This is a genomic window from Citrobacter sp. Cpo030, assembly GCF_030333005.1.
GTDB lineage: Bacteria > Pseudomonadota > Gammaproteobacteria > Enterobacterales > Enterobacteriaceae > Citrobacter > Citrobacter portucalensis.
Window position 1 is genome coordinate 45,200 of the sequence record NZ_JAOWGT010000056.1, and the last position, 21,753, is coordinate 66,952.

The window sequence follows — 21,753 nt, forward strand, 5'->3', positions numbered from 1 at the left end:
AATCAGCAAGTTATTCAGTCGAAAGTAACATGCTCACAGAGGAGCGCAAGGTTTTTTTGCAAAAAAGTGTGGATGCAATCGGTTACGCTCTGTATAATGCCGCGGCAATATTTAATAACCTCCCAGGTGAGATATTGCCCATGCTACGTATCGCAAAAGAAGCCCTGACGTTTGACGACGTCCTCCTCGTTCCCGCTCATTCTACCGTTCTGCCGAATACTGCTGACCTCAGCACCCAGTTGACGAAAACCATTCGCCTGAACATTCCTATGCTCTCCGCAGCAATGGACACCGTGACGGAAGCGCGCCTGGCAATTGCCCTGGCCCAGGAAGGCGGCATCGGTTTTATCCACAAAAACATGTCCATCGAGCGCCAGGCTGAAGAAGTTCGCCGCGTGAAGAAACACGAATCTGGCGTGGTAACTGACCCTCAGACCGTACTGCCAACCACTACTCTGCGCGAAGTGAAAGAACTGACCGAGCGTAACGGCTTTGCAGGCTACCCGGTGGTGACTGAAGATAACGAACTGGTCGGCATCATCACCGGCCGTGACGTGCGTTTTGTGACTGACCTGAACCAGCCGGTTAGCGTATATATGACGCCAAAAGAGCGTCTGGTGACCGTTCGTGAAGGCGAAGCGCGCGATGTCGTTTTTGCCAAAATGCACGAAAAACGCGTTGAGAAAGCGCTGGTTGTTGATGACAGCTTCCACCTGCTCGGCATGATCACCGTAAAAGATTTCCAGAAAGCAGAACGTAAACCTAACGCCTGTAAAGACGAGCATGGTCGTCTGCGCGTTGGTGCAGCGGTAGGTGCTGGCGCAGGTAACGAAGAGCGTGTAGACGCGCTGGTTGCCGCTGGCGTAGACGTTCTGCTGATTGACTCCTCTCACGGCCACTCTGAAGGCGTTCTGCAGCGTATCCGTGAAACTCGCGCTAAATATCCTGACCTGCAGATCATTGGCGGTAACGTTGCTACGGGCGCAGGTGCTCGCGCACTGGCTGAAGCCGGCTGCAGCGCTGTTAAAGTGGGTATCGGCCCTGGCTCCATCTGTACCACCCGTATCGTGACCGGCGTCGGTGTTCCGCAGATCACTGCCGTTTCTGATGCCGTTGAAGCACTGGAAGGCACCGGTATTCCGGTTATCGCCGACGGCGGTATTCGTTTCTCCGGCGACATCGCTAAAGCGATTGCTGCTGGTGCTGCCGCAGTGATGGTTGGCTCCATGCTGGCGGGTACTGAAGAATCCCCGGGCGAAATCGAACTGTACCAGGGCCGTTCTTACAAATCTTACCGCGGTATGGGTTCTCTGGGCGCGATGTCCAAAGGATCTTCTGACCGTTACTTCCAGAGCGATAACGCCGCTGACAAACTGGTCCCGGAAGGTATCGAAGGTCGCGTTGCCTATAAAGGTCGCCTGAAAGAGATCATTCACCAGCAGATGGGCGGCCTGCGCTCCTGTATGGGTCTGACCGGCTGTGGTACTATCGACGCGCTGCGAACGAAAGCAGAGTTTGTACGCATCAGCGGTGCGGGTATTCAGGAAAGTCACGTTCACGATGTGACCATCACCAAAGAGTCCCCTAACTACCGCATGGGCTCCTGATAAGTTTCCGCGCCCGGCTATATGCCGGGCGAATTTGTTTCACTTGCCTCGGAATTAGCGTCAATGACAGACAATATTCATAAACATCGCATTCTCATCCTCGATTTCGGCTCGCAGTACACTCAACTGGTTGCACGTCGCGTACGTGAACTGGGCGTCTACTGTGAACTGTGGGCATGGGATGTTACGGAAGCACAAATTCGCGAATTCAACCCAAGCGGTATCATTCTTTCTGGTGGTCCGGAAAGTACCACCGAAGAAAACAGCCCGCGTGCGCCGGAATACGTTTTCAATGCGGGCGTGCCGGTGTTCGGCGTGTGCTACGGCATGCAGACCATGGCAATGCAGCTCGGTGGTCATGTTGAAGGTTCTAACGAACGTGAATTCGGCTATGCGCAGGTTGAAGTTCAGACCGACAGCGCGCTTGTCCGCGGTATTGAAGACTCCCTGACCGCAGACGGCAAACCGTTGCTGGACGTGTGGATGAGCCACGGCGACAAAGTGACCGCCATTCCGGAAGGTTTCGTGACCGTTGCCAGCACCGACAGCTGCCCGTTCGCTATCATGGCGCACGAAGAAAAACGCTTCTACGGCGTGCAGTTCCACCCGGAAGTTACCCACACCCGTCAGGGTATGCGCATGCTGGAGCGTTTTGTGCGCGACATCTGCCAGTGTGAAGCGCTGTGGACGCCGGCAAAAATTATCGATGACGCCGTTGCCCGCATTCGTGAGCAGGTTGGCAATGATAAAGTTATCCTCGGCCTGTCCGGCGGCGTTGACTCCTCCGTCACCGCGATGCTGCTGCACCGTGCTATCGGCAAAAACCTGACCTGCGTGTTCGTTGACAACGGTCTGTTGCGTCTCAACGAAGCTCAGCAGGTGATGGATATGTTCGGCGACCACTTTGGCCTGAACATCATTCACGTGGAAGGCGAGCAGCGTTTCCTGGACGCGCTGAAAGGCGAGAACGACCCAGAAGCTAAACGTAAAATCATCGGCCGCGTATTCGTGGAAGTATTCGATGAAGAAGCGCTGAAGCTGGAAGACGTTAAGTGGCTGGCGCAGGGCACCATCTACCCGGACGTGATCGAATCCGCGGCATCTGCCACCGGTAAAGCGCACGTTATCAAATCTCACCACAACGTGGGCGGTTTGCCGAAAGAGATGAAGATGGGTCTGGTTGAGCCGCTGCGTGAGCTGTTCAAAGACGAAGTGCGTAAGATTGGTCTGGAGCTGGGTCTGCCGTACGATATGCTGTACCGTCACCCGTTCCCGGGACCGGGTCTGGGCGTACGTGTGCTTGGCGAGGTGAAGAAAGAGTACTGCGACCTGCTGCGTCGTGCGGATGCTATCTTCATTGAAGAACTGCACAAAGCTGACCTGTACAACAAGGTAAGCCAGGCATTTACCGTGTTCCTGCCGGTACGTTCCGTTGGCGTGATGGGCGATGGCCGCAAGTACGACTGGGTTGTTTCCCTGCGTGCGGTTGAAACCATCGACTTTATGACCGCGCACTGGGCACACCTGCCGTATGACTTCTTAGGCCGCGTATCCAACCGCATTATCAACGAAGTGAACGGTATTTCCCGTGTCGTATATGACATCAGCGGTAAGCCGCCGGCTACCATTGAGTGGGAATAATATCCCTTTCCGTTAGCGGTTTTTGAACCGGTAATATGTAAAAAACCCTCTGTTTACAGAGGGTTTTTTTATTGCACGCATTTCAGCAAATACTTCAGTAAATACTTCTGGCGTATGTTCTGTCGGATAGTACGCTAATCGACCAGTTGCAGTTGAGGCTGATGCTGAGGTGCGACATTCTGAATACGCACATCCATCTGTGGATAGGGCAGGTCAATATGGTTGGCGTCCAGCGCCTCTTTAATGTTTTCCAGCAGATCGTAATAGGTGTTCCAGTACTCGATGTTGGGCACCCATACGCGCACGTAAAAATTCAACGCTGAAGCGCCCAGTTCGCCCAGACGAACGGTTACTCCACGTTGCTTATCGATGCGACTGTCCTGCTCGATGATATGGTTAATCACGCGCTTAACGTCTGCTATTCGGCTCTGGTAGCCTACACCAATTACCAGATCGATACGGCGAAAAGGGTGACGGGAATAGTTAATGATGTTGTCAGCGATGATCTTACCATTTGGAATCACAACTTCTTTGCTGTCGGCGGTGAGCAGGGTAGTGGAGAAAATGTGCACCTTTTCCACTGTTCCGGTGACTGCACCAATCTGTACCACTTCCCCGGCGCGAAAGGGCCGCAGAGAAACCAGTAATACACCAGCGGCAAAGTTGGAAAGCGAGCCTTGTAGCGCGAGGCCAATAGCGAGTCCGGCGGCACCGATGACGGCAATAATGGAGGATGTTTCAATACCGATGCGGCCCAACGCAGCGACGACGAAAAAAGCGAGGGTGATGTAACGTACCAGCGCGGTGAAGAACTGAATGATGGTTCTGTCGACTTTACGTTTAAGCAGTAACTTTTCCAGCCCACGAGAGAGCAGGCGAGCGATAAATTTACCGACAAACAATAAGATCACGGCGGCAACGATATTCCAGCCGAATTGAATGACTGCATCGCTGTGCCCGGAGATCCACTCAAGACCGCTTCTTATTTTCGGGAATAATAAAAAACCACTCATGGTATTACCCTATTTCATTTAAAATGATAACAATTCAAATAACTATTTAATTTCATGCGAAATATAAATATTTTCGTCAGTGATATTTGCTGATGATATTAATTAGCATTTATTTGAGCACTGTTTGTCTTTTTTATGTTCGTTAAACCGGAACGTAAAAAAATCAGCGCGAATGGTGCGGTGAAGTGGGATGAAAAGATTGTGTATTTGTGCGAAAAATACGGCCGATTATCCGATAATTCAGCGAGAGTGGTAGGGGACGTGTGTTAAGTTTCATCACTCAAATCCCTTACCGGATGGTTAAATGCCAGGCGATTAGCCATCCGGTAAGGAATCTTAATGCTGGGGATATCACAGGCGCGAGCGATCAATGTACGTCGGTTTGTGCAGGAGATGTCTGTTGCGGCTGAGTAGTCTGCTGAGATTCTTTTTTGTCCTGGTGGTGATGCCACGCACCAATGGCGGAGTAGACGAAGCGTCCGAAGAAGAAGAGAAAGCTGATAAGCAGTACGATCCGGATCATGCGACTGTTAAATCGGTGTCGTTTGCGTAGGCTGGTAACCTGGCTCACAAAAGGTTCCTTGTAGTGTACCCAACTGAGGGCGATACTCACATTAAGGCACATTGGGAGGGAATGGTCAATTCTTCCTTATGTAAAATTGCTTCAGTTGTTTTATCTTCTTATGTTATGGAAATTAATATTATTATTTGCATGAATAATGTATTAACGATAAAAAATAATGAAAAGAGTAATAATTGATGAATGAGGGCTATTTTTTTTGATATGTATCAAACATCACACTTTGTTGACAACTAAAATCGATGAATCATTGTGATGTATTTTATTCTATCGTTTTAAGGTCAGGTGGGATGCCTGTCTGAATACCCACTACAGGATGTGCGGGATTCTACTGAGCATCTATGAAACTCAATAAAAATTATATTGGTATTAGAGACAGATGGTGGGCATTACCTCTCATCTTACCTTCTTTGTTGTTGCCTGTATTGAGCACTGCTACTACCTACGCCCATATTAGTACGGGGACCGTAATTCTTTTCTATCTGCCTTTAGCGCTGATGATTAGCCTGATGCTTTTTTTTGGCTGGGCGGCATTGCCAGGAATTATCATTTCCATTATCTGGTACAAATATCCGCAGGTCGGGTTATTTGAAACACTTTCAATAATTTCGCACTTTATAGTTACGATCGTGCTTAGCTGGGGAGGATATAAAGTATTTGCTCCCCGACGAAACAATGTTTCCCACGGCGACTCTCACCTGCTGTTTCAGCGTATGTTCTGGCAGGTCTTCTGCCCGGCTACGCTGTTTCTGATACTCTTTCAGTTTGCCGCATTTGTGGGTGTTTATGAAAGCAAATCTGGCATGGTGGGCGTTATGCCCTTCAATACAGGCACATTGATCAACTATCAGTCCATACTCGCAGGGAATCTTGTAGGTGTGCCGCTGTGTTATTTCATCATTCGAACAATTCGCAACCCCTTGCATCTGAGAGGCTATTTTTCTCAGTTAAAGCAGCAGTTTGATACCAAAGTGACTAAAACAGAGTTTGCGGTCTGGTTGATTATATTGACTGTGCTAATGGCAATGTTGTGTATGCCGCTCAATGAACAAAGCTCAATATTCAGCACGAATTATACATTGTCACTGTTACTGCCTGTCATGCTGTGGGGGGCAATGCGTTACGGGTATAAATTTATTTCGTTGATATGGGCGGTCGTACTTATTACCGCAATTCATTATTATCAGCGCTATATGCCATGGTATTCGGGTTACGATACGCAGCTTGCCATTACCTCATCAAGTTATCTGGTTTTTTCTTTCATTGTGAATTTCATTGCCGTACTGGCAACACGTCAACGGTTTGTTACCCGGCGCAACCATCGCCTGGCCTTCTTTGACCCTATGGTGCATATTCCGAATTTGCGCGCTTTGAACCGGGATTTGAAAAACTCGCCATGGTCAGTGCTTTGCTTTTTGGGTGTCCCGGGCATGGAACTGCTGGTAAAAAATTACGGCATTATGCTGCGTATCCAGTACAAGCAAAAACTGGCTCAGTGGATAACGCCGCTGCTTGAACAGGATGAGCATGTCTATCAATTATCGGGTAATGATTTAATCCTGCGTTTTAACACTGAGCAACACCAGGAACGCATTGAAGCACTGGACAGGCATATCAAGCAGTTTCGTTTTGTCTGGGACGGTATGCCTTTGCAACCGCAGGTTGGGATCAGCTTTTGCTATGTCCGTTCTCCTGTTAACCATATCTATTTGTTGCTGGGAGAGTTAAGTACCATTGCCGAATTATCGCTGGCAACCAATTCACCAGAGAATTTGCAGCGGCGTGGTGTGATGCACCTGCAACGTGACCTGAAAGATAAAGTTGCGATGATGAACCGTATTCAGCAGGCGCTGGAGAACAATCGCTTTTTCCTGAAGGCGCAGCCGATTTTTGGCGTACGTGGCGACGTTTATCACGAAATCCTGCTGCGGCTTGAGGGGGATGACGGTGAAACTATCGCCCCTGATAGCTTCTTGCCGGTAGCCCATGAGTTTGGTTTGTCCTCCCGTATCGATCTGTGGGTGATTGAAAATACGCTGAAATTTATGGCGCAGAATCGGGAAAAAATGCCCGCCCACCGGTTTGCTATCAACTTATCACCCACCTCAGTATGTCGCGCGCGACTTCCTAATGACATCAATCAGTTACTGAATAAGTACAAGGTTGAAGCATGGCAACTTATCTTTGAAGTGACGGAAAGCAATGCCTTGACCAATGCGGAACAGGCACAGGCAACGTTGCTGCAACTGCAATCACTGGGCTGTCAGATTGCGATTGATGATTTTGGTACTGGATATGCCAGCTATGCGCGGCTGAAAAATGTGAATGCCGATATCCTGAAAATTGACGGTAGCTTTATTCGCAATATTGTTTCGAACAGCCTCGACTACCAAATCGTGGCCTCTATTTGCCATCTGGCGCGGATGAAAAGAATGCTGGTGGTTGCGGAGTACGTCGAAAGCGAGGAAATACGCAGTGCGGTGATTTCGCTGGGGATTGATTACATGCAGGGGTATCTGATTGGTGAGCCACTGCCGTTGAACGAAACCTTGGAAAAACAGGTGCCAGATGAACTGACACCTGCTGAGATCTTATGCGGCGATATCGGGTGAGCTCTCTTCTTCAATTTTGAGTCGCCAGCCTGTTACGGCTTCCCAGTATTGCTGCTCTTTCTCCAGATCGAGCAGCACCAGCGCATTTTGGCTAAACCAGTCATGCGGGAAGCGTAAGGTCCAGTGGCTGTCGTCGGTTATCAGGGTCAAAGTCGGCGGCGTGGTGGTCGCCTGACGCTGATTATTCAATAGCACGCCCAGGCGCAGCAGCTGAATTAACGGCAGAAACTGTTTCTTCTTAAACAGCGTAAAGCGGGGCAAGTCGTCGAGCTTAATCGCTTTGCGATGATAACGAACTAATGTTGCCATCATCAGCTGTTGTTCCTGATTGAAACCAGGTAGATCGCTGTTTTGTAAGATATACGCAGAGTGGCGATGCAGACCGCTGTGGTTGATGTTCAGCCCAACCTCATGCAGCATTGCTGCCCAACGCAGTAACGCTTCCAGTTGGGGATTGGCCAGCTTTGGCTGCTGCGTATGCCACTGGTCGTACATTTGCATCGTCGTTTCCAGTACGCGCCGGGCCTGTTCGCTGTCAATGTTGTACTGGTTTGCCAGGCTGCTGGCGGTACGGCTACGAACGTCCTGGTGGCGAAAACGGCCTTCCATCTCGTACAGCACGCCTTCACGTAACGCACCATCAGAAAGGCGAAGTTCGCGAATAGCTAACGCGTCAAAAACGCCGCACAGAATCGCGAGTCCGGGTACAAACACTGCTTTTCTTTCTTCTGACAACCCCGGCAAGCTGAGCGCATCAAATGACGCGTGCTTCAGCACTTCAGATGTCAGCTTGTCCAGACGTTCGGGGGTGATAAAACCGTCTTTTTCACCCATCTCCAGCAGCACTTCATGGGCTGCTTTAATGGTGCCCGATGCGCCCAGCGCAACGTTCCAGCCCTGAATGCGAAACTGCCAGGTTAAGGTTTCGAGCTTTTGCGCAGCCGCCATGCGGGCACGCTGGAAATTTTCACGGTTAATTACACCGCCTGGGAAATACATCTGAGCAAAACTGACGCAGCCCATGCGGCGGCTTTCGACCAGTTTAGGCTCGAAATCCTCGCCGATCACTAATTCGGTTGAGCCGCCGCCGATATCGATAACCAGCTTGCGACCTTTTTCCGGCTGCGTATGTTCAACGCCCATAAAGATCAATCGGGCTTCTTCGTTGCCGGAAATAATCTCAATTGGGTAGGGGATGACTTTTTCCGCTCGCTTGAGAAAATCAGTCGCATTCAGTGCCTGACGCAAAGTATGGGTTCCCACGATACATACGCTTGATGGAGGAAACCCCTGCAAACGTTCGGCGAACAGTGATAAACAGCTTAGCCCGCGCTCCATGGCCTCTTCGCTCAGCTTGTTATCTTCGCCGAGGCCATCCGCCAGATGTACGCGTTGTTTCAGTCGCCCAATAATTTGCATTGCGCCATCGACCACACGGGCAATGACCATATGGAAACTGTTTGAACCAAGGTCGACCGCAGCAAATTCCTGCGGTCGTGGAGTCTTGTCGTGTATTGGCATATCTTTAGTCAGGTTGCTCGAGTGATTTGATGTAATCGTAAATCGCCAATTGTGACTGAACCTTACGGCGGTTTCCGCGCGGTACGTAGCGATTACTCAGTTCTTTATCAATAAAGCGGGCTTTCACCGTGTCGCTGAACAGGATATCGATAATATCCAGCACGCGTTGCTTAAGGCGCGGGTCAAGAAGCGGTGTGGCAACTTCGATACGATAGTCGATGTTTCTTGTCATCCAGTCAGCGGAGGAGAGATACACCTGCTTGTCACCCCCGTTCTCGAAGATATAGACCCGGTCATGTTCAAGATAGCGATCAACGATGCTGATAACGCGAATATTGTCGCTGATACCTTCCAGATTCGGGATGAGCGAGCACATTCCGCGAATCAACAAATTGACCGGCACGCCTGAACTTGAGGCCGCATAGAGGCGGTCAACCAGACCTTTATCGACCAGGTTATTCAGTTTTAGCGTAATGCCGGAAGGCAGTCCTTGCTGCGCGTTGGCGATTTCTTTGTCGATCATTGCGTACAGCAGACGGCGTGAGTTCTGCGGGGAAACCAGCAGATAATCGAACGTCACCGGGCGATACGGATTCTCGATGAAGTTAAACACCCGACGCACTTCGTTGGTAATGCGCGAATCTGCGGTCAGCAATGAGTAGTCGGTATACAGGCGTGCCGTTTTTTCGTTGAAGTTCCCCGTCCCGATATGCGCATAGCGCACGACTTCATCACCTTCTTTACGCGAGATAAGGAACAGTTTGGCGTGAATTTTCAGGCCTGGCGCGGAGAAGATGACGTGAACGCCTGCTTCGGTTAGACGCTTGGCCCAATGGATGTTGGCTTCTTCATCGAAGCGGGCCTGCAATTCCACCACCACGGTAACTTTCTTACCGTTGTGCGCGGCATGGATCATTGAATCAATAATGCGTGAATCTTTTGCCACACGGTAGATGTTGATCTTTATAGCCAGCACGCTCGGGTCGAAAGAGGCCTGGCGCAGCAGTTCAAGAACGTGCTCAAAGGTGTGATAGGGGTAATACAGCAGCACGTCGCGTTCACGAACGGCGTCAAAGCCGTTACGAAACTTCTCGTTGTCGAACCAGATATGGCGCAGACGCGGCAGCGGTTTGTTCACCAGGTTAGCTTTGCCAACGTTAGGGAAGTTAATAAAGTCTTTGAAGTTATGATAACGCCCGCCGGGAACAATCGAGTCATAGCGAGAAATTGTCAGTTTTTCACGCAGTACTTCGACCAGCGCATTGGGCATGTCTCGCTGATAGACAAAACGTACAGGTTCTGCGGTCAGACGCTGTTTCAGGCTGGATGACATCAGCTCCATCAGGCTCGATTCCATCTCATGCACCAAATCGTATTCGGCGTCACGGGTCATTTTCATCGAATAGGCGTTCAGTGCGTCGTAGTCAAAGAACCCTTTGAAAATGTCGTCAAGGCAGTAACGTAAGATGTTGTCCAGCAGGATCATCGGTTTGCGACGGCGCGGGGTTTCCGGCGGCAGATTCACAAAACGGGGAACCTTGTCGGAAGGGATTTCCAGCAGCGCGTAGCGTATCGTATCACCACGGATAATTTCTACCGCCAGATAGGTGTAGTCATCTTTTAAAAACTGGACTAAATCCGTCTCGCGGTTAATCAGGATCGGCGTGATGTGCTGGCGAAGATATTGCTTGAAGTAATGACGCAACCAGCTTTGCTGATTGACCGACAACTGGCGTTCGTTGATTAAGAAAATCTGATTGCGCGCCATTTCCAACAGCAACTCGTTGTACAGGCCGTCAAATTCCTGATCGGCTTTTAATACGCGGGCCTGGATTTTGCCTAACAAATGGCGGGAGTGAGAGTTTGAACCCTGTTCTTCGCTAATAATGATTCGGCGCTTCAGTTCTGCAAAACGAACCTTATAAAACTCGTCGAGATTATTGGAATAGATGCCTAAGAAACGCATCCGTTCGATCAACGGGTTTGACTTATCAGCAGCTTCCTGGAGTACACGTTCGTTGAACGCTAACCAGCTGAGTTCTTTCTCGATGTATAGCTTTTCCTGACCCATTACCACTTTTACTCCGTTTCATTCACGGGACACTACCGATTTATTATGGCGAGCATTGCTCTCAGATGTCCAACTGTGCCAGAAAAATATGACAATAAACCGTCTGATAGCAAAGAGAAAGGGGGAGCGTAGATGAATACCGGTAGTATTAACCGGAAAAGGTAGTTATGCCTGTAGACCGGATGATGAGATCCGGCTTACAGGTTGAATTTTATTATTCGTCGGCGGCGTAGCCTTGTGGCGGCAGACGAACGCCGTCCAGCCATGCAGCGTTATCACGCATCTTCAGGCGACCATCGGTAAACCAGCTTACCACCAGTGGGTAAATGGTATGCTCCTGAGCCTGGACTCGTGCCGTGACATCATCTTCGCTGTCACCTTCAAATACCGGAACCTTGGCCTGAAGAATAACCGGTCCGCCGTCCAGTTCATCAGTGACGAAGTGGACGGAGGTACCATGCTCTTCATCGCCGTTTTCCAGAACCTGACGGTGCGTATGCAGGCCGGGATACTTCGGCAATAAAGACGGGTGGATATTCAGCAATCGCTCAGCATAGTGAGCGACAAATGCCGGACTGAGGATACGCATATAACCGGCCAGCACGACGACATCGGGCGCATAGGCGTCAATCTCTTGAATCAGTTGGCGGTCGAATGCTTCGCGACTGGCAAACTGGGCAGCTTCCAGCGAGTGTGCCGGAATATTCGCTTCGCGTGCGCGCTCAAGGCCGAACGCATCGGCCTTGTTACTGAATACTGCACGTATGGTGCCATTGATTTTTTTCTGTTCGCAGGCGTCTATTATCGCCTGCAAATTGCTTCCGTTGCCGGAAATGAGCACCACAATGTTTTTCATTCAATGACCACACGCTGTTCGGAATCAGAAGCTTTGATGATACCGATTTTCCATGCGTTTTCACCTTTCTCATTGAGCAAAGCAAGGGCTTTGTCCACTTCCGGAGCTGGCAGGGCGATAACCATACCTACACCGCAGTTAAAGGTGCGATACATCTCATGCTGGCTGACGTTACCCGCCGTTTGCAGCCAGTTGAAGACGGCTGGCCACTGCCATGAAGATTCGTCGATCACTGCCTGCGTGTTGTCCGGCAGAACGCGCGGAATATTTTCCCAGAAGCCGCCGCCGGTCAGGTGGGCAATGGCGTGCACATCAACCTTCTCGATCAGTTCCAGAATGGATTTCACGTAAATGCGGGTAGGGGCCAGTAAGTGATCGGCCAGCGGCTTGCCTTCAAGCTCGGTGGTTTCTGGGTCACAACCGCTGACTTCTACAATTTTACGCACCAGAGAGTAACCGTTGGAGTGCGGGCCGCTGGAGCCGAGCGCAATCAGTACGTCACCGTCAGCTACTTTTGAACCGTCGATAATCTCTGATTTTTCGACGACGCCAACGCAGAAACCTGCCACGTCGTAATCTTCGCCGTGGTACATCCCCGGCATTTCAGCTGTTTCCCCACCGACCAGCGCGCAGCCAGACTGCAGGCAGCCTTCGGCAATCCCGTTAATGACGCTGGCTGCGGTGTCCACATCCAGTTTGCCGGTTGCATAGTAGTCGAGGAAGAACAACGGCTCAGCGCCCTGAACCACGAGGTCGTTGACGCACATTGCGACGAGGTCAATGCCGATAGTGTCGTGGCGTTTCAGATCCATCGCCAGACGCAGTTTTGTACCAACGCCATCAGTGCCGGAAACCAGTACTGGTTCACGATATTTTTGCGGCAATGCGCACAGCGCACCGAAGCCACCCAGACCACCCATAACTTCCGGACGACGCGTTTTCTTTACTACGCCTTTGATTCGATCAACCAGAGCATTACCTGCATCAATATCAACACCGGCATCTTTGTAGCTAAGAGAGGTTTTATCGGTCACTGCCTGCTTCCCCACATGTTTACTTGCAGTAAAAGTTAAATTCGGCGCAATTCTAACAGGGAAAGCAAACGTTTGCGAGCCTGCTCTGCATCAAGTTTTATCTGCTGGTTTTTTCAGCATTTTACAATCATTTATCTATTTGTTTGAGCTGCGCCACGAAAATGAAACCGGGTACAGTCTTGTGCTTGAATCCTGTTAGCCGAATGCACAGTATCTTACTGAAACCGGTTTCTGTTTTCTGTTGCGGACCTCATCAACAGCGTTTTGCGCAGAGTCATCACGATAGGGGAAGGGTATGTCAGGATTTAAAGCAGAATTCATGTGGGGTGGTGCTGTCGCGGCTCATCAACTGGAAGGTGGCTGGCAGGAGGGCGGAAAAGGCATTAGCGTTGCCGATGTCATGACCGCGGGAGCGCATGGTGTGACGCGTGAAATTACCGACGGTGTGATTGCCGGTAAAAATTACCCTAACCACGAGGCCATCGATTTTTATCATCGCTATAAAGACGACATAAAGCTGTTTGCCGAAATGGGGTTTAAATGTTTTCGCACCTCTATTGCCTGGACACGTATTTTCCCCTTAGGCGATGAAGAACAACCCAATGAGGCTGGCCTACAGTTCTATGATGACCTGTTTGACGAATGCCTGAAATATGGCATTGAGCCGGTGATTACGCTGTCGCATTTTGAGATGCCTTACCATCTGGTGATGGAGTACGGCGGCTGGCGCAACCGCAAGCTTATCGATTTCTTTGTCCGTTTTGCCAGGGTGGTATTCACTCGTTACCAGCACAAAGTGAAGTACTGGATGACGTTTAATGAGATTAACAACCAGGCAAATTATCACGAAGATTTCGCGCCCTTTACTAACTCAGGTCTGAAATACCAGCCCGGCGAAGACCGCGAGCCGGTCATGTACCAGGCGGCGCACTATGAGCTGGTGGCAAGCGCGCTGGCGGTAAAGGTCGCGCGTGAGATTAACCCGGAATTACAGATAGGGTGCATGATTGCCATGTGTCCAATCTATCCGCTGACCTGCGCGCCAGACGATATGATGATGGCGATGAATGCCATGCACCGGCGTTACTGGTTTACTGACGTCCATGTGCGCGGCAAATACCCGCAGCATCTTCTCAACTACTTTGCCCGTCGTGGCTTTGAACTGGATATCACCGAGGAAGACCGTCAGGCGCTGACCGAGGGCTGCGTTGATTACATCGGCTTTAGCTATTATATGTCTTTCGCGACCCAGGCAACGGCGGACAACCCACAGCTGGATTACGACGAGTCGAAAAGCCTGGTTTCCAACCCGTACGTGCAGAAATCAGACTGGGGCTGGCAGATTGATCCGGTTGGCCTGCGTTATTCACTGAACTGGTTCTGGGATCATTATCAGCTGCCACTATTTATTGTGGAGAATGGATTTGGCGCCATTGATGTGCGCGAGGACGATGGTACAGTTAACGACCAGTACCGTATCGACTACCTTGCCGCCCACATACGTGAGATGAAAAAAGCGGTGGTGGAGGATGGTGTGGATCTGATGGGATATACCCCGTGGGGCTGCATTGATTTAGTCTCGGCCGGGACGGGAGAGATGAAAAAACGCTATGGGTTTATCTATGTCGATAAAAATAATGACGGTAGCGGGACATTAACTCGCTCACCTAAAAAATCTTTTTCATGGTATCAAAATGTCATCCAGACCAATGCTGAATACCTTTAAAATTCAGAGTGTTGACAGCTAGCCCCGCCATCGGTGCGGGGCTTGTTTTATACTCATTATCCAGACGTAAATGACTTTGGTTGATCCATATCAAGCGTATGCAGTGTTGCGCCAGAGACGAAAAGCGGTATAATCCGGCGATTTTTTTTGTGGTTGCCACTCGTCTGAGGAAAGGAGAAGAGTATGAAGATCGTGGAAGTCAAACACCCACTCGTCAAACACAAGCTGGGATTGATGCGTGAAAACGACATCAGCACTAAACGCTTTCGTGAACTCGCCTCGGAAGTTGGCAGTCTGCTGACTTATGAAGCAACCGCTGGTCTGGAAACCGAAAAGGTGACCATTGAAGGCTGGAACGGTCCAGTTGAAGTTGACCAAATCAAAGGAAAAAAAATCACCGTTGTGCCAATCCTGCGTGCGGGCCTGGGCATGATGGAAGGCGTTCTGGAAAACGTTCCGAGCGCGCGTATCAGCGTGGTCGGTATGTACCGTAACGAAGAGACGCTGGAGCCGGTTCCGTACTTCCAGAAGCTGGTTTCTAACATCGATGAGCGTATGGCGCTGATCGTTGACCCAATGCTGGCAACCGGCGGCTCTGTTATCGCCACCATCGACCTGCTGAAAAATGCAGGCTGCACCAGCATTAAAGTGCTGGTCCTGGTTGCTGCACCGGAAGGTATCGCGGCACTGGAAAAAGCGCACCCGGATGTGGAGTTGTACACCGCCTCCATCGATCAGGGACTGAATGAGCACGGATACATTATTCCGGGGCTCGGCGATGCCGGCGATAAGATTTTTGGTACTAAGTAAACGAATAAGTGAAAAGAAGCCGACTTTAAGAGTCGGCTTTTTTTTGAATAAAACAACCCAATGGCTAATAACAAACAACACTCAGAGGAAAACACTATGACGCGCCGTGCTATCGGGGTGAGTGAAAGACCGCCGCTTTTACAGACAATCCCGCTTAGTTTGCAGCACCTGTTCGCCATGTTTGGCGCAACGGTGCTGGTGCCAGTCCTGTTCCACATCAACCCAGCTACCGTTCTGCTGTTTAACGGCATTGGTACGTTGCTGTATCTCTTTATTTGTAAGGGTAAAATTCCCGCATATCTGGGTTCCAGCTTTGCCTTTATTTCCCCGGTACTGCTGCTGCTGCCGTTAGGGTATGAAGTGGCGCTGGGCGGTTTCATTATGTGTGGCGTCCTGTTCTGCCTGGTTTCTTTCATTGTTAAGAAGGCAGGAACCGGCTGGCTGGATGTCATGTTCCCGCCTGCGGCGATGGGCGCAATCGTTGCCGTCATCGGTCTGGAGCTGGCTGGCGTTGCTGCGGGTATGGCGGGGTTACTGCCTGCTGAGGGGCAATTACCGGATTCAAAAACCATCATCATTTCTATGGTAACGCTGGCGGTAACGGTCTTTGGTTCCGTATTGTTCCGCGGTTTTATGGCGATTATCCCGATTCTGATCGGGGTGCTGGCCGGTTATGCGCTCTCCTTCGTGATGGGCGTTGTGGACACTACGCCGATTGCGCAGGCCCACTGGTTCGCGCTGCCGACGTTTTACACGCCGCGTTTTGAATGGGTTGCCATTCTGACCATCCTGCCAGCAGCGCTGGTGGTCATCGCTGAACACGTCGGGCACCTGGTGGTAACGGCGAATATCGTGAAAAAAGATTTGATTCGCGATCCTGGCCTGCATCGTTCTATGTTTGCTAACGGTCTGTCTACGGTAATCTCTGGTTTCTTCGGCTCTACGCCGAACACCACGTACGGCGAAAACATCGGCGTAATGGCGATCACCCGCGTTTACAGTACCTGGGTTATCGGCGGTGCGGCAATTTTCGCCATTCTGCTCTCCTGCGTGGGTAAACTGGCTGCAGCGATCCAAATCATTCCACTGCCGGTTATGGGCGGCGTATCACTGCTGCTGTACGGTGTAATTGGCGCTTCTGGTATTCGCGTACTGATCGAGTCGAAGGTTGACTATAACAAGGCGCAGAACCTGATCCTGACTTCGGTTATTTTGATCATCGGCGTAAGTGGCGCGAAAGTTCACATCGGTGCCGCAGAGCTGAAAGGCATGGCGCTGGCGACCATCGTTGGTGTCTGTCTGAGCCTGATTTTCAAAGTTATCAGCCTGCTGCGTCCGGAAGAAGTCGTGCTTGACGCGAAAGATGCAGACAGTCCGCAACAGTAAATCTCTGACCGGGCGGCAACGCTGCCCGGTTCTATCGCGACGTATTTCTGTGTTAAACTCAACGCGATTTTATGAAATCCTGGGTTGAGGTATCTCTGAACACACCGGCACAGCTCTCTTTGCCACTTTATCTTCCTGACGACGAAACTTTCGCAAGTTTCTGGCCGGGGGATAACTCCTCTTTACTGGCTGCACTGCAAAACGTGCTGCGTCAGGAACATAGCGGGTATATTTATCTCTGGTCGCGTGAAGGCGCTGGCCGTAGTCATTTGCTGCATGCAGCCTGTGCGGAACTCTCCGCGCGCGGCGATGCGGTAGGCTACGTGCCGCTCGACAAACGCACCTGGTTCGTCCCCGAGGTGCTCGACGGGATGGAGCATTTATCGCTGGTATGCATCGATAACATCGAATGTGTGGCTGGTGATTCGCTGTGGGAAATGGCGATTTTTGATCTTTACAACCGCATTCTGGAGTCGGGGAAAACGCGCCTGCTGATCACCGGCGATCGTCCACCAAGACAGCTGAATCTGGGGTTGCCGGATCTCGCCTCGCGCCTGGACTGGGGACAAATCTACAAGCTGCAACCACTTTCTGATGAAGATAAGCTGCAGGCGTTGCAATTACGCGCCAGACTTCGTGGATTTGAACTGCCGGAAGATGTGGGACGTTTTCTGCTAAAGCGTCTGGATCGAGAAATGCGTACGCTGTTTATGACGCTGGATCAGCTTGATCATGCTTCAATCACCGCCCAGCGTAAGCTGACTATTCCTTTCGTAAAAGAAATTCTGAAGCTGTAAGCGCCGCAGCCGGGAAGACTGCGGCAGGTTGCAAGTTAACCGACGATTTCCAGTACCTGCTCCGGCGGGCGTCCAATTCGAGCCTGACCTTTGGCAACCACGATCGGGCGCTCCATCAGTTTCGGGTTTTCCACCATTGCCTGAATCAGCGCATCTTCACTCAGATTTTTGTCCGCCAGGTTAAGCGACTTATAAAGATCCTCTTTCTGGCGCATCAGTTCACGCGCGCTGGACATACCGAGCATTTGCAGCAGTTCACGCAGGGTTGCTGCATCAGCCGGCGTTTCCAGATACAACACCACTTCCGGGTCCACGCCGTTGGACTTCAGTAATTCCAGCGTTTCACGGCTCTTGGAGCAGCGTGGGTTATGGTAGATTTTAATCGCGTCTGACATGACTTCTCCTTGCATAACAATACTGCCGGATGGCGGCCAAAAGACCTTATCCGGCCTACATATTGCGTCTGACGTAGGCCGGATAAGACGCTACAGCGTCGCCATCCGGCAAAGGTTCGATAATTACATCTTCGTGTACGGTTTAAAGCGTTCTTGCAGCTGGCGTAGCTGGTCAATACGGGCATCGTATCTGGCCTGCTGCTGGCTACCCAGTTTCACCTGAGAACTTGCGCTGCTGAGCATCGAAATAGCCTGATCCAGACGTCCCGCGAGGGCATACCCCTCCGCGCGCGCCGCCAGCTCCTGATCGCGGTTGCTCAGGTTGGCTTCCGTTTGCGCTAACAGATCCCAGCCGTTAGGGTCATCTTTATGGTTAAACGTATAGCGATTCAGGATGGTCGCCGCCTCTTTGGCTTGTCCACCCTGTAAATAGGCATTCGCCAGGTTGAGCTGCAGAACCGGGTTAGTGCGCAGGTCGCGGGCGTTTTTCAGGCGGTTAATGGCATCACTGGTTTTCTTCTGGCCGAGATCGATATCCGTTGCCAGGTCGAGATACCAGGCATTGTTAGGATCTGCCGCCAGCAGCGGTTGCAGCGCTTTACGCGCCTCGTCATATTTACTGGCTTCCATCGCCTGCAATGCCCGGCCATACTGCGCCGCACGTTGCTCACGTACGTTGCCTTTCGACCAGTTACTCAGCAGGTCATCGGTTAACTGGTTACGACCAGAGTTGTACATGCCCAAGGTTCGTGCCTTAGCCAGATAAAAATCTTCTGACGACTGGACGACCACCGGGCGCATCTGGTTGGCGCGGTTACGGGCATCAGACAGACGGCTTTCCGGCAGGGGGTGAGTCAGCAAAATTTCCGGCGGACGCGAAGAGTAACGAGCCTGGTCGAGTAGTTTTTCCAGGAACGTTGGCATGGCCTGGGGATCGAATCCCGAGCGTTGCAGTACCTGAATACCGATGCGGTCTGCTTCCTGTTCGTTTTGCTGCGTAAAGCTGATCATTCCCTGACGTGTACCCGCCAGCGTACCGGTCAGCGCCGCCATACCCGCCTGCGGGCTGGCCATTGCTAATAAAATTGAACCTAACGCACCAACCCACGTTAGTGGCGCGCTGCGTTTCTGATCTTCCATGGCACGCGCCAGGTGACGCTGCGTAACGTGGGAAATTTCGTGCGCCATAACCGATGCCAGCTGGCTTTCGTTGTCGGAATAGCGAAATAGTGCAGAGTGCAGGACAACGTTGCCGCCAAAGAAAGCAAAGGCGTTGATTTCATCGTTGTTAATCAAAAAGAAGGTGAAGGGCGTTTTTACCGAGTCGGCGTGCGAGACCAGACGCATCCCCAGCGCATTAATGTATTGGGTGAGCAATGGATCGTTAATTAATGGCGCACTGCCGCGCAGTTGGCGTACGTAATAATCGCCCATCTGCATTTCCTGTCCTATGGAAAGCGTACTGCCTGCCGACGTTCCCATATCAGGCAGGGTGTCCGCAGTATCAGCAAATGCGGGCGCAACCTGACCGATAGTCAGTGCGGCAATGAGGGTAGCAACCAGGTTTTTTTTCAACTGCCTGAACATAACCTCTGTCCTGTATTCTTTTTTGAGATAGCCATTTGACCGATGCTGTGAAGTATCGTTCACACTCCGCAAGCTTACGGAGTGTAACTGCGAAACCTGACGATGAACACCCAGGAAAAATGTCTTTTCACTTTGCGTAATCAGCCATAAAAAGCGAAGTCTTTTTTGTGACATTTCGATACAATTCGGGATCGCAATCCCGCTATTGGGTTCATGGAAGGGTTTTATGCTCGAAATGTTGATGCAATGGTATCGTCGCCGCTTTAGCGACCCCGAAGCCATCGCCCTGCTGATTATTCTTGTTGCCGGTTTTGGCATCCTGTTTTTCTTTAGCGGCCTTTTGGCGCCGCTGCTGGTCGCCATTGTGCTGGCGTACCTGCTTGAATGGCCGACAGTGCGGCTGGAACATATTGGTTGTTCCCGGCGTTGGGCGACATCGATTGTGCTGGTGGTGTTTGTCGGTATTTTACTGCTGATGGCCTTTGTGGTGATGCCCGTTGCGTGGCAGCAGGGAATTTACCTGATCCGCGACATGCCCGGCATGCTCAATAAATTGTCTGATTTTGCCGCCACCTTGCCACGACGTTACCCGGCGCTGATGGATGCAGGCATCATTGATGCGATGGCGGAAAATATGCGCTCGCGAATGCTCACCATGGGCGATTCGGTGGTGAAATATTCGTTAGCCTCACTGGTTGGATTGCTGACCCTGGCGGTCTATCTTGTTCTTGTCCCATTGATGGTGTTCTTCCTGATCAAAGATAAAGGACAGATGCTGAACGCCGTGCGCCGGGTGCTGCCGCGTAACCGCGGGCTGGCTGGGCAGGTATGGAAAGAGATGAATCAGCAAATCACCAACTATATCCGCGGAAAGGTGCTGGAAATGGTGGTGGTCGGCGTAGCGACCTGGCTCGGCTTCCTGCTGTTTGGTCTCAACTATTCGCTGCTGCTGGCGGTGCTGGTCGGGTTCTCTGTGCTGATCCCGTATATCGGCGCTTTTGTGGTGACGATTCCGGTGGTTGGCGTGGCGCTGTTCCAGTTTGGCCTTGGCACTGAGTTCTGGAGCTGTTTTGCCGTGTACCTGATAATCCAGGCGCTGGACGGCAATTTGCTGGTTCCCGTGCTGTTCTCCGAGGCGGTCAATCTGCATCCACTGGTCATTATTCTCTCCGTGGTGATTTTCGGCGGTTTGTGGGGATTCTGGGGCGTATTCTTTGCGATTCCTCTGGCGACGTTAATCAAAGCGGTAATGCATGCCTGGCCGGATGGTCAGGTCGTTGACGAACCCTAATCTGCAAGATCCGGCGATATCATGTCGCCGGATCTGAACTTGTCTGACCTCTATCCACTCTTTCTGAATAATCTCCTCTGGTGTCGTTTTTCTCCGCGTTTGTCTTTAACTTGACCATCGTGATGTCTTTTAGTCACACAAGGATTAAGGCCAACAGGAGAACAAAATGGGTCACAGCACACACACGCAGCAAAAGGTGGGATGGGGCGGTTATCTCGCTTTTTTTATTACGATTATTCTTTTTTCCGGCATGTTTGCGAAAAGTACCGAATGGTGGCGGGTCTTTGACTTCACCGTCCTCAACGGTGCGTTTGGGCAGATTAATGCTGCGGGCGGCACGGCGGTCTCTTTTCGTGGCTCTGGAGGGATGGGGGCCAAAGACGGTTTCTTATTCGCGCTTGAGCTGGCACCTTCCGTCATTCTTTCGCTTGGGATTATTTCTGTCACCGAAGGGTTGGGTGGGTTGCGCGCGGCACAACAGCTGATGACGCCGGCCCTGCGTCCGTTACTGGGCATTCCGGGTATTTGTTCGCTGGCGTTGATTGCGAATTTGCAAAATACCGATGCCGCGGCCGGGATGACCAAAGAAATGGCGGAAGAGGGCATTATCACAGAGCAGGAACGCGCTATTTTTGCCTGCTGGCAAACCAGCGGCAGCGCGTGCATTACCAACTATTTTTCTTCTGGCGCAGCGCTGTTTACGATGGTGACCGTTCCGGTGATTACGCCGCTGGCGGTGATCCTTGTCTTCAAATTTGTGGGCGCGAACCTGTTGCGTGTATGGATCGCGCAGCTGGAAAATCGCCGTATGCAGCAGGAGGCGTGA

At 51.2% G+C, this 21,753-nt stretch carries 17 protein-coding genes; 9 read left to right on the top strand and 8 right to left on the bottom strand.

Annotated elements, in window-relative coordinates:
- Positions 1–140 precede the first annotated feature (140 nt).
- Both guaB and guaA read left to right on the top strand, forming a co-directional pair.
- Positions 141–1,607: an IMP dehydrogenase gene (gene guaB / locus OGY37_RS09800; RefSeq protein WP_003037756.1), complete on the top strand. Its 1,467-nt coding sequence runs from the start codon at positions 141–143 to the stop codon at positions 1,605–1,607.
- 63 nt (positions 1,608–1,670) lie between these two features.
- Entirely contained in the window at positions 1,671–3,248 is a 1,578-nt protein-coding gene (gene guaA / locus OGY37_RS09805) for a glutamine-hydrolyzing GMP synthase (RefSeq protein WP_003835152.1), read from the top strand.
- Positions 3,249–3,382: 134 nt separating this feature from the next.
- On the opposite strand, the gene mscS is transcribed toward guaA, so the two are convergent.
- Both mscS and OGY37_RS09815 read right to left on the bottom strand, forming a co-directional pair.
- Complete coding sequence (mscS, locus tag OGY37_RS09810) at positions 3,383–4,261, bottom strand: small-conductance mechanosensitive channel MscS (protein ID WP_198579110.1); 879 nt, start codon at positions 4,259–4,261, stop codon at positions 3,383–3,385.
- 367 nt (positions 4,262–4,628) lie between these two features.
- On the bottom strand, positions 4,629–4,832 hold the full coding sequence (locus OGY37_RS09815; protein ID WP_286547470.1) for a YfgG family protein: 204 nt from the start codon (positions 4,830–4,832) through the stop codon (positions 4,629–4,631).
- A gap of 350 nt (positions 4,833–5,182) precedes the next feature.
- Here OGY37_RS09815 and OGY37_RS09820 point away from each other — a divergent pair, with 350 nt between their 5' ends.
- A complete protein-coding gene (locus OGY37_RS09820; RefSeq protein ID WP_286547472.1) occupies positions 5,183–7,453 on the top strand; it encodes a bifunctional diguanylate cyclase/phosphodiesterase in 2,271 nt (756 codons plus the stop codon).
- Here the strand turns inward: OGY37_RS09820 and ppx are convergent.
- The 4 genes from ppx to purM all read right to left on the bottom strand — a co-directional run bounded on the left by ppx (position 7,433) and on the right by purM (position 12,935).
- The gene (gene ppx, locus OGY37_RS09825; protein ID WP_003835121.1) at positions 7,433–8,974 is read right to left on the bottom strand and encodes an exopolyphosphatase; all 1,542 of its coding nucleotides are present in this window, start codon (positions 8,972–8,974) and stop codon (positions 7,433–7,435) included. The genes OGY37_RS09820 and ppx overlap by 21 nt on opposite strands.
- A gap of 4 nt (positions 8,975–8,978) precedes the next feature.
- Positions 8,979–11,045, bottom strand: a complete 2,067-nt coding sequence (ppk1, locus tag OGY37_RS09830; RefSeq protein WP_032944192.1) for a polyphosphate kinase 1 — start codon at positions 11,043–11,045, stop codon at positions 8,979–8,981.
- Between the two features lie 214 nt (positions 11,046–11,259).
- On the bottom strand, positions 11,260–11,901 hold the full coding sequence (purN, locus tag OGY37_RS09835) for a phosphoribosylglycinamide formyltransferase (RefSeq protein ID WP_003835118.1): 642 nt from the start codon (positions 11,899–11,901) through the stop codon (positions 11,260–11,262).
- Positions 11,898–12,935 carry a phosphoribosylformylglycinamidine cyclo-ligase gene (purM, locus tag OGY37_RS09840; protein ID WP_020996702.1) on the bottom strand — a complete coding sequence of 346 codons (1,038 nt, stop codon included), beginning with the start codon at positions 12,933–12,935 and terminating at the stop codon, positions 11,898–11,900. The genes purN and purM overlap by 4 nt, the downstream gene beginning before the upstream one ends.
- A 295-nt stretch (positions 12,936–13,230) precedes the next feature.
- On the opposite strand from purM, the gene OGY37_RS09845 reads away from it, so the two are divergent.
- From OGY37_RS09845 to OGY37_RS09860, 4 genes are all read left to right on the top strand, one after another.
- On the top strand, positions 13,231–14,661 hold the full coding sequence (locus OGY37_RS09845) for a 6-phospho-beta-glucosidase (protein ID WP_286620695.1): 1,431 nt from the start codon (positions 13,231–13,233) through the stop codon (positions 14,659–14,661).
- Between the two features lie 183 nt (positions 14,662–14,844).
- Positions 14,845–15,471, top strand: coding sequence for a uracil phosphoribosyltransferase (upp, locus tag OGY37_RS09850; protein ID WP_003835110.1), 627 nt, complete (start codon positions 14,845–14,847; stop codon positions 15,469–15,471).
- A 96-nt stretch (positions 15,472–15,567) separates the two neighbouring features.
- Positions 15,568–16,857: a uracil permease gene (gene uraA, locus OGY37_RS09855; RefSeq protein ID WP_003835107.1), complete on the top strand. Its 1,290-nt coding sequence runs from the start codon at positions 15,568–15,570 to the stop codon at positions 16,855–16,857.
- 95 nt (positions 16,858–16,952) lie between these two features.
- Positions 16,953–17,654, top strand: coding sequence for a DnaA inactivator Hda (locus tag OGY37_RS09860; RefSeq protein WP_211924219.1), 702 nt, complete (start codon positions 16,953–16,955; stop codon positions 17,652–17,654).
- A gap of 35 nt (positions 17,655–17,689) precedes the next feature.
- Here OGY37_RS09860 and arsC read toward each other — a convergent pair whose 3' ends face one another.
- Positions 17,690–18,049, bottom strand: coding sequence for an arsenate reductase (glutaredoxin) (arsC, locus tag OGY37_RS09865; protein WP_003037937.1), 360 nt, complete (start codon positions 18,047–18,049; stop codon positions 17,690–17,692).
- Positions 18,050–18,172: 123 nt separating this feature from the next.
- On the bottom strand, positions 18,173–19,636 hold the full coding sequence (bepA, locus tag OGY37_RS09870; RefSeq protein WP_149281447.1) for a beta-barrel assembly-enhancing protease: 1,464 nt from the start codon (positions 19,634–19,636) through the stop codon (positions 18,173–18,175).
- A gap of 226 nt (positions 19,637–19,862) precedes the next feature.
- Here bepA and OGY37_RS09875 point away from each other — a divergent pair, with 226 nt between their 5' ends.
- Both OGY37_RS09875 and OGY37_RS09880 read left to right on the top strand, forming a co-directional pair.
- On the top strand, positions 19,863–20,927 hold the full coding sequence (locus OGY37_RS09875; protein ID WP_003037941.1) for an AI-2E family transporter: 1,065 nt from the start codon (positions 19,863–19,865) through the stop codon (positions 20,925–20,927).
- Positions 20,928–21,093: 166 nt separating this feature from the next.
- Positions 21,094–21,753: a nucleoside recognition domain-containing protein gene (locus tag OGY37_RS09880; protein WP_286620697.1), complete on the top strand. Its 660-nt coding sequence runs from the start codon at positions 21,094–21,096 to the stop codon at positions 21,751–21,753.